This window comes from Massilia sp. WG5 (genome assembly GCF_001412595.2).
Taxonomy (GTDB): domain Bacteria; phylum Pseudomonadota; class Gammaproteobacteria; order Burkholderiales; family Burkholderiaceae_D; genus Telluria.
The window spans coordinates 2,538,704-2,551,310 of the sequence record NZ_CP012640.2 but is presented as its reverse complement, the minus strand read 5'-3'; the positions used below and the strand labels follow the sequence as shown (position 1 = coordinate 2,551,310).

Genomic DNA, 12,607 nt, shown 5'->3' with positions numbered 1-12,607 from the left:
GAGGACCAGTCTAGCCCGAAAACGCCGATGTTGCACTGCAATGTATAAAAAATGACGGTATGCTGTCGTCATGCAAACGCCCCACGACCATGATCACGAACCCTTCCAGGCGGCCCGCTTCATCAAGGAGATCGGCCGCGGCGTGAAGGGCGCACGCAGCATGACGCGCGACGATGCGCGAGCGCTGTACGCAGCCATGCTGGACGGACGCGTGTCCGACCTCGAGATGGGCGCAATCCTGCTGGCCATGCGCATCAAGGGAGAGTCGGTGGACGAGATCGCCGGCTTCATGGATGCCGCGGAAAGCGCGTTCGCGCCGCTGCCATCGCCGCCGGGCGACTACGCGCCGGTGCTCATCCCCAGCTACAACGGCTCGCGCAAGCTGGCCAACCTGACGCCGCTGCTGGCCCTGCTGCTGGCGCGCGAAGGCGTGCCGGTGCTGATCCACGGCGTGCAGCAGGATCCGGGGCGCGTCACCACGGCCGAGATCCTGGCCGAGATGGGCATTGGCCCCACCGGCTCCACCGCCGACATGCTCGACGCCTTTGCGGATCGCAAGCCCTGCTTCATGCCGATCGAGACGCTGGCGCCGAAGCTGGCCGGGCAGTTGTCGCTGCGCCGTATCCTCGGGGTGCGGAATTCGACCCACACCCTGGTCAAGATCCTGCAGCCTTTCGAGGGACCGGCGCTGCGCCTGGTGTCCTATACCCACCCCGAGTACCTGGCAATGCTCACCGAGTACTTCAGGAAAGCGGCGCCGGCCGGGCGCGGCGAGGCTTTCCTGATGCGCGGCACCGAAGGCGAGACCGTGGCGAATGCCAACCGCGCCCAGCAGATCGACTGGTTCCACGCCGGCGAACAGACCCTGCTGGCCGAGCGCGACGCCCCGACCGACGAGCTGGCCCCGGCCCCGGAAGGGCGCGACGCGCCCGCCACCGCCGACTGGATCCTGCGCGCCCTGCGCGGCGAACAGCCGGTGCCGCCGCCGATCGCGGCCCAGGTGGCGCATTGCGTGCGGGTGGCGCGTGGGCTGCGCATGAATCCGGCTATCCGCGACTGATACAATCTCGTCTTTTGTGCGCGTCAAAAGCGCGGCGGGACGATGGGCATGGCAAGACGATACGATGTAGCGGTGATCGGCGCGGGCGCGGCCGGCATGATGTGCGCGGCGGTAGCGGCCCAGCGCGGCAAGCGCGTGGTGCTGGTCGACCATGCGGCGAAGCTGGCCGAAAAGATCCGCATCTCCGGCGGCGGCCGCTGCAACTTCACCAACATTAATGCCGGCTGGCAGAACTTCATCTCGGAGAACCCGCACTTCTGCCGCAGCGCGCTGTCGCGCTACACGGCCCAGGATTTCCTGGCGCTGGTGAAGAAACACCGCATCGCGTACCACGAGAAGCACCGCGGCCAGCTGTTCTGCGACGATTCCTCGGAACAGATCATTCGCATGCTGAAGGCGGAATGCGATGCCGGGGGCGTGGAGTGGCGCATGCCGTGCAAGGTGACTGGCGTGGAAAAGCTGGACGGCGGTTTTGTGGTCGGCACCGACGGCGGCGCCATCGAGGCCGCCAATGTGGTCGTGGCCACCGGGGGCCTGTCGATCCCGAAGATCGGCGCCACCGACCTCGGCTACCGCATCGCCAAGCGCTTCGACCTGAACCTGATCGAGCCGCGCCCGGGCCTGGTGCCGCTGACCTTCGACGGCCCCGGCTGGCAGCCCTTCGTGCCGCTGGCGGGGATTGCGCTCGAGGTCGACGTCGAGACGGGGGCGAAGAAAGGGAAGGGGGCCAGGTATGGCTACTTCCGTGAAGACCTGCTGTTCACCCACCGCGGCCTGTCCGGTCCGGCGATCCTGCAGATCTCCAGCTACTGGCAGCCGGGCGCGCCCATCGTGCTGAACCTGCTGCCGGAACTGGACGTGGCCGAGGAGCTGATCGCTTCCAAGGCCAGCGTGAAAAAGCAGCTCGGCAATATCCTGTCGCAATGGCTGCCGGCCCGCCTGGCCGAAGGCTTGTTGGCCGCGAACGGTTTCGCGCCGGACGCGCGCCTGCCGGACATGGCCGACGCCAGGCTGCGCAAGCTGGGCGACGCCATCAACCGCTGGGCCATCGTGCCGACCGGCTCGGAAGGCTATAAAAAGGCCGAGGTGACCATGGGCGGCGTGGACACGCGCGAGCTGTCGCAGCAGACCATGATGGCGAATAAAGTACCGGGCCTGTATTTCATCGGCGAGACGGTCGACGTGACGGGCTGGCTGGGCGGTTATAACTTCCAGTGGGCCTGGGCTTCGGGTGTTGCGGCAGGCTCCGCCATCGAATGATTTTCTCGTTGTGGCAATTCCGGCACATGGCCGGACCAGGATGAGAAAACCTACCACAGCTCTTGAAAAGCTGTTAGAATTTCGTTCTTCCCTAAATCCAACGGTTTCATTTTTACATGACCACTATCCGCCTTAAAGAAAACGAGCCGTTCGAAGTCGCTATGCGTCGCTTCAAGCGCACTATCGAAAAAACCGGTCTGCTGACCGAACTGCGCGCACGCGAGTTCTACGAGAAGCCGACTGCAGAGCGCAAGCGCAAGCTGGCCGCCGCCGTGAAGCGTCACTACAAGCGTATCCGCAGCCAGCAGCTGCCGAAGAAGCTGTACTAATTCCGTTCAGCTGCCTGATCCGGTGACGGCCTGTGCCAGTCCCGGCTTTCGAGGCCTGAATATGTCGAAGCCCGCTCCGGTCGATACCGCAGCGGGTTTTGCCTTTTTCCCTTTTCAAAAACCTATCGCGGAGAATCCATGAGCTTGAAAGCACAACTGACCGATGACATGAAAAACGCCATGCGCGCCAAAGAAAGCGAGCGCCTGGCCACGATCCGCCTCGTTCTTGCCGAGATCAAGCGCAAGGAAGTGGACGAGCGCATCGAGCTGGATGATGCCCAGGTCACCGCCGTGGTCGAGAAGATGATCAAGCAGCGCAAGGATTCGATCACCCAGTTCGAAGCCGGCGGCCGCCAGGACCTGGCCGATATCGAAAAGAAGGAACTGGCTGTGCTGTCGACCTACATGCCGGCCGGCCTGTCGGACGAGGAAATCGTGGCCGAAGTGCAGGCTGCGGTCGCCGCTTCCGGCGCCGCCGGTCCGCAGGACATGGGCAAGGTCATGGGCATCCTGAAACCCAAGCTGGCTGGCCGCGCCGACATGACGGCCGTGTCGGCACAAGTGAAGAAAGCGCTGGCGGGCGCTTGAGCCAGATTTAGGAAGGCAATGCCCTGTTGCCTTGCTACAAATCAATTGCTAGCCGGCGCTGCGGTATAGTCTGAGTTTAGACAAACACTGTAATTATCAACGTGATTCCGCAATCATTCATTACCGATCTGCTCAACCGCATTGATATCGTCGATGTGGTTGGCCGCTACGTCCAGCTGAAGAAGGGCGGCGCCAACTACATGGGCCTGTGCCCTTTTCACAATGAAAAGTCGCCCAGCTTCACGGTGAGCCCGACCAAGCAGTTCTATCACTGCTTCGGCTGCGGCGCGCACGGCACCGCCATCGGCTTCCTGATCGAATACTCGGGCATGGGCTTCGTCGACGCGGTCAAGGACCTGGCCCAGGGCGTCGGCATGGTCGTGCCGAACGACGACGACAAGATCCCGCCGGCCCAGCGCGCCGCCCAGCAGGCCCAGTCGATGGCGCTGACCGAGGCGCTGCAGCAAGCCTGCGACTTCTACCGCGCCCAGCTGCGCCAGGCGCCGAATGCGATCGCCTACCTGAAGGGCCGCGGCCTGACGGGCGAGGTGGCGGCGCGCTTCGGCATGGGTTACGCACCTCCTGGCTGGGACAACCTGCGCTCGGTCTTCAAGGACTACGACGCGCTTGCGCTGGTCGAGTCCGGCCTCGTCATCGACAAGGTCGACGAGGATGGCGGCAACAAGAAACGCTACGACCGCTTCCGCGAGCGCGTGATGTTCCCGATCCGGAACACCAAGGGCCAGGTGATCGGCTTCGGCGGCCGCGTGATGGATGGCGGCGAACCGAAATACCTGAACTCGCCGGAAACCCCGCTGTTCAATAAGGGACAGGAACTGTACGGCCTGTTCGAGGCGCGCCAGCCGATCCGCGACGCCGGCTATGTGCTGGTGACGGAAGGCTATATGGATGTGGTCGCCCTCGCCCAGCTCGGCTTCCCGCAGGCGGTGGCGACGCTCGGCACGGCCTGCACCAGCACCCACGTGCAAAAGCTGCTGCGCCAGACCGACAATGTGATCTTCAGCTTCGACGGCGACAAGGCCGGCCGCCGCGCCGCCCGCCGCGCGCTCGAAGCCTGCCTGCCGCAGGTGTCGGACGACAAGACCATCAAGTTCCTGTTCTTGCCGCAGGAACATGACCCGGACAGCTATGTGCGCGAATTCGGCGGCGACGCCTTCGCCCGCGAGATCGACGAGGCGATGCCGCTGTCCTCCTTCCTGCTGCGCGAAGTGACGCAGGAGCACGAGCTCGACACGCCGGAGGGCAGGGCGCATGCCCAGTTCGAGGCCAAGCCGCTGCTGCAGGCGATGGCCCCGACCGCGCTGCGCCTGCAGATCGTGCGCGGTCTGGCCAGCATGACCCAGTCGACGCCGGCGGAGATCGAGGCCTTGTTCGAATTGTCCAAGCCAGTGTCGGTTGCGCGCAAGGCGCCGCCGCGCCAGGGCCGGCCGGAGCCGGTCGGGCTGGAGCTGCAGATCATGCGCATGCTGGTGGGCCATCCCTCGCTGGCCCTGGGCCTGGACGAGGGCGCGCTGCGCGCTTTCGACCACTTCGGCGCCGAGCCGGCGGACCGGTTGCGCTGGCTGATCGCACAAGCCCAGGCCCTGGGCGCGAACGCCAGCTTCGCCGCGTTGTCCCAGCAATTGAAGGAGTCCAGCACCGAGTATGACCACCTGATCGCGGAGATCGCGTCGGAACCCGAATCGGATATTGAACAGGATCGCGTCTGGCTCACTAGTGCTGTGCGGCAAATCAAGATGGATGTCTTAAAACAGGAGTTGAACCAGTTGTTTTCTTCTGGGCTGACCCCAGATCAGGTAAGTGCCCGCTATCGCGAAATCACAGCACAGCAGGACCTCTTGATGCGGGAAGCCGCCAACGAAACCCCAGCGAAATTTGCCTGAAGTGTGCCCGTGGCGACACGGGTGTTCTTGACTGGAAAATATGGGGGTGCGTGCTATAATAAAACGCTAACTATTGCAAGCTTTGAAACGCTTTTTCGTCTCAGAGCGGGCCTGGAGTTTCAGTTAGCGCGGCAAAAGTGTCGTAATAGATGCGGGTAAGAAATACGGGTAACAAAACTTTATCTTTAACCTAGTAAAGTAGTCGTCGTGACTTCGAAAGCGCCTGTGCCAACCAAGAAACCCGAAACCAAAGTGGCTACCAAATCCACCAGGATGTCCGCCAAGGCGGACAATTCTCAAGACAAGGCGGAAGCCCGCGTCGCGGGTGTTGCGCCTGTGAGCCAGACGACCGACGCGGAAGCACTTGCCGCGATCGACACGTCGGGCTACGTGCTGCCGGCCGTCAAGGTACCCGGCCGGCGCGGTCGCAAGCCCAAGGAATTCACGCCCGAAAACGACGAAGTCGCCGCATTGAATGCGGTCGAGCGCGCCGAACTGAAGGCTGCGGACAAGGCCAAGGCCAAGGACCGCAAGGCCAAGGAAAAAGCGCTGCTGAAAGACGCCTTCTCGTCGGATACTGAAGCGAGCGAAGAAGAGATCGAAGTTCGCCGCAACAAGCTCAAGGCCCTGATCAAGTCGGGCAAGGAGCGTGGCTTCCTGACCTATTCCGAGATCAACGACCACCTGCCGGACAATATCGTCGATCCGGAAGCGATCGAAGGCATCATCGGCACCTTCAACGACATGGGCATTGCCGTCTACGAGCATGCGCCCGATGCCGAGACCCTGCTGCTGTCCGACAACGTCCCGAACGTCACCAGCGACGACGAAGCCGAAGCCGCCGCGGAAGCCGCCCTGTCGACCGTCGACTCCGACTTTGGCCGCACCACCGACCCGGTCCGCATGTACATGCGCGAAATGGGGTCGGTCGAGCTGCTGACCCGCGAAGGCGAGATCGAGATCGCCAAGCGCATCGAGGACGGCCTGCGCGACATGATCCAGGCGATCTCCGCCTGTCCGGTGACGATCGCCGAGATCATCGACGCCTCGCGCCGCATCGAGAGCGACGAGATCAAGATCGACGAGATCGTCGACGGCATGGTCGATCCGAACGAATCCGAGGACACCTCGCCGACCGCGGTCGCGCCGACGTCCACCGATGACGACGAGGAGGACGAAGGGGAGGAAGAGGAAGAAGAGGAAGAGGAAGAAGAAGCCAGCGCAAGTTCCGGCGCGGCCGGCTATTCCGCCGAGCAGCTCGAGCAGCTGAAGAATTCCGCCCTCGACAAGTTCCACACGATCGAACAGCAGTTCGACAAGATGCGCAAGGCCTACGAGAAGCAGGGCTATAACTCGGACGGTTACGTCAAGGCCCAGGAAGCGATCTCCGCCGAACTGCTGGGCATCCGCTTCACCGCCAAGGTCGTCGAGAAGCTGTGCGACACCCTGCGCGGCCAGGTCGACGAAGTGCGCCACATCGAAAAGCAGATCCTGGACGTGGCCGTGAACCGCTGCGGCATGCCGCGCGCCCACTTCATCAAGGTCTTCCCGGGCAACGAGACGAATCTCGAGTGGGTCGACGGCGAAGTAAACGCCGGCCACGCCTACAGCGCCATCCTCGGCCGCAACATCCCGACGATCAAGGAACTGCAGCAACGCCTGATCGACCTGCAAGCGCGCGTCGTGCTGCCGCTGCCGGACCTGCGCAACATCAACCGCCAGATGGCGGCCGGTGAAATGAAGGCGCGCAAGGCCAAGCGCGAAATGACCGAGGCCAACCTGCGTCTGGTGATCTCGATCGCGAAGAAGTACACCAATCGCGGCCTGCAATTCCTCGACCTGATCCAGGAAGGCAATATCGGCCTGATGAAGGCGGTGGACAAGTTCGAATACCGTCGCGGCTATAAATTCTCGACCTATGCGACGTGGTGGATCCGCCAGGCCATCACCCGTTCGATCGCGGACCAGGCGCGCACGATCCGTATTCCGGTGCACATGATCGAAACGATCAACAAGATGAACCGGATCTCGCGCCAGATCCTGCAGGAGACCGGCGCCGAGCCCGATCCGGCGACCCTCGCGATCAAGATGGAAATGCCGGAAGACAAAATCCGGAAGATCATGAAGATCGCGAAAGAGCCGATTTCGATGGAAACCCCGATCGGCGACGACGACGATTCGCATCTCGGCGACTTCATCGAGGACAACAACACGCTGGCCCCGTCCGACGCGGCCCTGCATGCCTCGATGCGCGGCGTGGTGAAGGACGTGCTGGATTCGCTGACCCCGCGCGAGGCGAAAGTCCTGCGCATGCGCTTCGGCATCGAGATGTCGACCGACCACACGCTGGAAGAAGTCGGCAAGCAGTTCGACGTCACCCGCGAGCGCATCCGCCAGATCGAAGCCAAGGCCCTGCGCAAGCTGCGCCATCCGTCGCGCTCTGACAAGCTGAAGAGTTTCCTCGAGGGGAGCAGCTAAGCTTGTTGGTCTTGACGGACCTGCACTAAAAGCAATATGCTCTCGCCACTTCGGGTTTTCGCCGCTTCGGCGCCGGCCCGCAAGTGGCGAGTTTTAACATCCCAGGATGCACCAGTTTCGGGCCTCTAGCTCATGCCTGGTTAGAGCAGCGGACTCATAAGTGCGCCGTAGATAGGGCGCATTCTCGTTGTGAAAATAGTTTCACCCCACTGAAGCAATGTGGGTAAAACAGCGGCTTACTAGGGAGGTAAACCCTAGGATACCTGAAAAGGAAACTTTGAGGGGACTGCAGCATGCCGTCAAAAGGCAGACGAAAGCTAATATGCAAGCTTAACAGGTCTGTCAGTTAGGCCAGTCATGGTGAAGGCTGATTGTCTGAAACCTAATCCGACCGGAGCATCACGAGCAACTGGTGGACACGCATATTTACGTCCATCTTGACGAATGAGCGGTAGCGATTATGAATACCTCTCAAGCTTCTTCGTCAGCCGGCACCCAAGTAGGGATGAGAAGGATGTATGGGACACCTAAAACTGGACCGCGAGAATGTGTTAACTACGGGATTGCCTACGGGGAGTAATCCCTAGAAGCTTGAGTTGAGATATGCAACTCAGGTAGAATCGATGAAGTTACGGCAACGTAGTGGAACGATTCGGCAACGGACTATTCGATAGTACCCGTTGTGGTAGAAATGTTGGGCCGTTAGCTCAGCTGGTCAGAGCAAGGAACTCATAATTCCGGGGTCGCAGGTTCAAGTCCTGCACGGCCTACCAAAGTACACCCAATACAGCCTAGGTAACTCTGGGGCAAGGGAAAGCGAAGACGCAAGGAAGTCGATAGAAGCGAAAGGTTTACTCGGATGAGTAATAAAGACCTGGAACGACTAGAAACACTACGTAAACTCAACGCCAAACCCGGTTGGGTCAACGGAGACCTATATAGGCTAATGTACAAAACCGACTTGTATGTCGTGGCGTATCAGAAGCTCAAAAGCGTCCCCGGAAACATGACGCCAGGTCCCGACGGGACTACACTCGATGAATTCTCACTGAGGACCATTGAGAGGATCATATCGAACATCAAGGACGAGTCTTTCCAGTTCTCCCGTGCTCGACGTGTTCACATTCCCAAGGCAAATGGTAAAACCCGTCCGCTAGGTATCGCTCCTCCTCGGGACAAGATCGTACAAGAGGTCATGAGAATGATCCTCGAAGCTGTGTACGACAGCCCCTATGGGAGCAGTTTCAGCGACGACAGTCATGGCTTCAGAGCCAAGCGAGGCTGCCACACAGCGTTAAAGTCTATCCGCAACAACTGGAGCGGAGTAACGTGGATCATTGAAGGCGATGTTAAGGCTGCCTTCGATTGTATTGACCACGACATCCTAATCAACATCCTGCGTCGTAGGATCAAGGATGAAAGATTCATAAACCTGATTAGGAAAGCACTAACGGCAGGCTACTACGAGTTCAAAACACCCGTAGACAGTGTCGTCGGTACACCCCAAGGCTCAATCGTATCTCCTATCCTGTGTAACATCTTCCTTCACGAACTCGATGAGTTCGTGGCAGGACTAATTGGGACACATGAGAAAGGGGATAAGAAAAGAACCTCGACCGAGTACAACTACCGTCAGAAGCAGATTGAAAGGGTACGCTCGAAACTAGGCGAGCCCGGACAAGACGCCGACGAACGTAAGGAACTACTCAAAGAGTTGAAAGCCCTTCTTACGGCCCAGAAGCAATCCAGTCCCATGCGGGACGACGGATCGTTTATTAGGATGAAGTATGTAAGATACGCGGACGACTGGTGTGTGGGAATCAATGGTCCAAAACATCTGGCCGTGCAAATCCGTGATGAGGTCAAAGCATTCATGGCGGACAAACTCGGACTTACTCTGAACATGGAGAAGACCCACATTCGACATGCCAAAGATGAAGAGGCTTTCTTCTTGGGTACTAGAATTAAGGTGGGTGCTAATTCGCAGAAGGTGGTTCGTATCGTTGATAAGAACGGCCGCAATTACCAGAAGCGGGTTACCGGATGGTTACCCCAAATGTTTGCACCGTGCGACAAGCTGGTGACCAGACTAAATTCCAGAGGCTTCTGCGACCTTGACGGGCGCCCGCTCGGAAAGGCTGCATGGATGTTCCTCGATGACGATCAAATCGTCTCGATGGCTGGAGCGGTGCTGAGAGGGCTAATAAATTTCTATAGCTTCGTAGACAACTATCCAGATCTACGCAGGATTCAATACATCCTGAAATACTCAGCGGCGAAGACCTTAGCTGGAAAGCATAGGACTTCGGTTAGACGAATCTTCCAGAAATTTGGTGACGCGCTGGCGATCGAGAAGAAGCGGAAGGCTAAGACGGCTTTCATTTCATTCCCGACGGTAGTGGACTGGAAACGAGACCCGACCAGATTCAAGATCGGCGAGGTTCCCAGCCCAGATTATGCTCTCCAGAAGAGCATAACACTGCGTACCCGAAGCAAACTCTGGATGAACTGCGTGATTTGTGGTTCTGACGAGAAAGTGGCGATGCATCACATACGCCATGTCAAGAAGATGGGGGAAAAGGTGACCGGGTTCAATCGACTCATGGCTATCCTGAACAGAAAGCAGATTCCAGCATGTACGCCCTGTCATGTGAAAATTCACAAGGGTATATATGACGGCCTTAAGTTGTCGGATTTGCACGACCCCATCGCAGCGGCGAGATAGTGAGGAAGACGTAGTTCGCGTAAAAGCGTGCCTTGATGGAGAGCGTAATGCTTGGAAACTTGCACGTTGCGTTCGGAGGAAGGTGGTTGACTTCCTGCATAGCGCAGCTTCGCCGCGCTATGAAAGGGGTTGGCTACCCATCCTACTCCGTTGGTGCCCGGTTCGACTCCGGGGAGGCCTACCAATCACGACAGACGGCGTTCAAGCCCGGTCTGTGCCATCATCGCGAATACCGGAACTTGAACCGGGCCGGGCCGATCCGACGGCCATTCTCCAGAAAGGAGCGGTGATGGGCACGCAGCAGAATATCGAATTCGTGAAGCGCTTCTACGATGCCTACCTCGAGGGCGACAAGGACCTGCTGCTGTCGTACATGGCGGACGATATCGACTGGGATATTCCCGAGATGCCCGGGCTGGTGTTTTCCGGCAGGCGACGCGGGCGCGGGGAGGTTGCCGAATTCTTCGGCATGGTGGCCCAGGTACAGCAATTGCGCTCCTTCGAACCCCAGGAATTCTTCGGCGACGGCGACCGTGTGGTCGTGCTGGGCCATCATGCGTGGACCGTCAAGTCCAACGGCGCAGCCTTCGACAGCGACTGGGTCCATGTCTTCACCCTCAGGGACGGGCGTATTGCCGCCTTCCGCCAATCGATGGACACCCTGAAAGTGGTGCAGGCCCATCAGGGCAGCCAGATACCGGCCGGGTCCGGAGCGGGTTGACCGCCCTGTCTGCTTGCATTCCCCATCCCGGAAGCGATACTGAAATTCCGATCATCCTGACCGCATGCGGCTGCGCCCCCGGGCGTGGCCGCCGCCGCATGAAATTCGCGCTACGGTCCCGGATGGGTATTGTCCGGTAGCGAAGGAATCGCGCGCAGGTACTCGTACATCGCCGCCAGGTCGACATCGCTCTTCTTGCCGAAGGTGGGCCAGGGCATGACCTGCAGGATCTCGCCCGGCGGATCCTTGGGATTGTGCCCGGTGCGCAGGGTCTGGATGAATTGCTGGCGCGTCAGGCCGGCGGGTTTGCCGGCGTAATCCGGCGTGATGTTGGGCGCGGTGATCGTCGGCCCGAACTGGCGTCCTCCGGACAGGTATTCCGGCGCATTGATCACTTCGTGCTGCCCCAGGAACGGGTCGCCGCCCGGCGCATACGAGGGATGGCTGTGGCAGTCGATGCAGCCGCTGGTGTTCACGATATAGCTGCCCAGGCCGACCAGGGCCCGGTTCTTGCCTTCCAGGTTCAGCTTCACGCCGGGCGGTACCAGCTTGTAGCCCAGCCGGACCAGTTGCTCGCCGTAGCGATCGTCCCTGCCGTCGTCGTGCGCCGAGACCGAGGCTGCCGTGGCCGCAGCGGCCGCAAGCCCCAACACGGTGATGACCTTCAATGTCCTGTTCATCGTTTCCTCTTGATATGAATGAGCCAGACCTGCGATCGGTCATTCAAGTCTATGCAGGAGATAAGCCATCCGAATCGGCATCGGGGGCTGACGTGAGGCCACTCAAGCCCGTAAGAGGGCAGGGGAACTTGCCGAGTTCACCGATGTTCCGTCACGCCCACCTGCTGGCACATGTCCAGCACCGGACACGTCGAGCAGCGCGGCCGGGTGCCGGTGCAGATGTGCTTCCCGAAGGGCACCAGCAGGCGATTGATGTCGATCCAGTACTGTTCCGGCAGCTTTTTCTCGAGCGCCAGCAGGGTCTTTTCGGGCGTCGGCGCGGCAACATAGCCCCAGCGTCCCGTCACCCGGTGCACGTGGATGTCGACGCTGATGACCGGCGTGCCGCAGGCGACGCCCAGCACCAGGTTCGCGCATTTGGGGCCGACCCCGGCAAACGACAGCAGCACCTCGCGCTCGCCGGGCAGGGCGCCGCCGAATGTTTGTTCGACGTCGCGCGCAATGGCCAGGATCTGGTTCGCCTTGCGCTCATGAAAAGTGCTCGGGCTGATCAACGCATCCAGCTCTTCCCATGAACATTGCGCGATCTCCGCCGGCGTGCGCGCCCGCGCGAACAGCCGGCGCGAGACCGGCAGCGTCACCTCGTCATAGGTGCGGATCGAGATGATGCAGGCCAGCAGTTGCTCGAAGACGGAGGCATAGCCTTCCTCGGCCAACTGGAACAGCGCCGCCTTGGGCCAGGGCTTCACGGCTTCCTCGATGCGCTCGAAGGCCACGCCGACGTCGAATGGGTGCTTTTCCATGGACAGGTCCTTCATCGATTGGAAAGGAGACCCGAGGATAGAGCGGCTTGCGCCGATGT

10 protein-coding genes and 1 tRNA gene are annotated in these 12,607 nt (G+C 60.3%); 9 read left to right on the top strand and 2 right to left on the bottom strand.

Annotated features, from left to right (window positions below; translation table 11 throughout):
* Positions 1-70: 70 nt before the first annotated feature.
* The 9 genes from ybiB (at position 71) to AM586_RS28095 (ending at position 11,065) form a co-directional block, all read left to right on the top strand.
* Positions 71-1,060, top strand: a complete 990-nt coding sequence (gene ybiB / locus AM586_RS11260; RefSeq protein ID WP_047821826.1) for a DNA-binding protein YbiB — start codon at positions 71-73, stop codon at positions 1,058-1,060.
* 48 nt (positions 1,061-1,108) lie between these two features.
* Positions 1,109-2,320, top strand: a complete 1,212-nt coding sequence (locus AM586_RS11255) for an NAD(P)/FAD-dependent oxidoreductase (protein ID WP_047822086.1) — start codon at positions 1,109-1,111, stop codon at positions 2,318-2,320.
* A gap of 116 nt (positions 2,321-2,436) precedes the next feature.
* Positions 2,437-2,649 carry a 30S ribosomal protein S21 gene (gene rpsU / locus AM586_RS11250; RefSeq protein WP_005665410.1) on the top strand — a complete coding sequence of 71 codons (213 nt, stop codon included), beginning with the start codon at positions 2,437-2,439 and terminating at the stop codon, positions 2,647-2,649.
* A 138-nt stretch (positions 2,650-2,787) separates the two neighbouring features.
* The gene (locus tag AM586_RS11245; protein ID WP_047821829.1) at positions 2,788-3,237 is read left to right on the top strand and encodes a GatB/YqeY domain-containing protein; all 450 of its coding nucleotides are present in this window, start codon (positions 2,788-2,790) and stop codon (positions 3,235-3,237) included.
* Between the two features lie 101 nt (positions 3,238-3,338).
* Positions 3,339-5,141, top strand: coding sequence for a DNA primase (dnaG, locus tag AM586_RS11240; protein WP_047821831.1), 1,803 nt, complete (start codon positions 3,339-3,341; stop codon positions 5,139-5,141).
* Between the two features lie 273 nt (positions 5,142-5,414).
* Entirely contained in the window at positions 5,415-7,619 is a 2,205-nt protein-coding gene (gene rpoD, locus AM586_RS11235) for an RNA polymerase sigma factor RpoD (RefSeq protein WP_047821833.1), read from the top strand.
* A gap of 696 nt (positions 7,620-8,315) precedes the next feature.
* Positions 8,316-8,392: transfer RNA gene (locus tag AM586_RS11230), tRNA-Ile, on the top strand.
* Positions 8,393-8,478: 86 nt separating this feature from the next.
* Positions 8,479-10,344 (top strand): reverse transcriptase domain-containing protein, encoded by a 1,866-nt coding sequence (locus AM586_RS11225; protein ID WP_060567105.1) that lies wholly within the window; start codon positions 8,479-8,481, stop codon positions 10,342-10,344.
* Between the two features lie 289 nt (positions 10,345-10,633).
* Positions 10,634-11,065 carry a nuclear transport factor 2 family protein gene (locus tag AM586_RS28095; protein WP_047821838.1) on the top strand — a complete coding sequence of 144 codons (432 nt, stop codon included), beginning with the start codon at positions 10,634-10,636 and terminating at the stop codon, positions 11,063-11,065.
* A gap of 110 nt (positions 11,066-11,175) precedes the next feature.
* Here the strand turns inward: AM586_RS28095 and AM586_RS11215 are convergent, their stop codons facing one another.
* Both AM586_RS11215 and nth read right to left on the bottom strand, forming a co-directional pair.
* Positions 11,176-11,745: a hypothetical protein gene (locus tag AM586_RS11215; protein ID WP_047821840.1), complete on the bottom strand. Its 570-nt coding sequence runs from the start codon at positions 11,743-11,745 to the stop codon at positions 11,176-11,178.
* Positions 11,746-11,882: 137 nt separating this feature from the next.
* The gene (nth, locus tag AM586_RS11210) at positions 11,883-12,548 is read right to left on the bottom strand and encodes an endonuclease III (protein ID WP_047822088.1); all 666 of its coding nucleotides are present in this window, start codon (positions 12,546-12,548) and stop codon (positions 11,883-11,885) included.
* Positions 12,549-12,607: the final 59 nt, after the last annotated feature.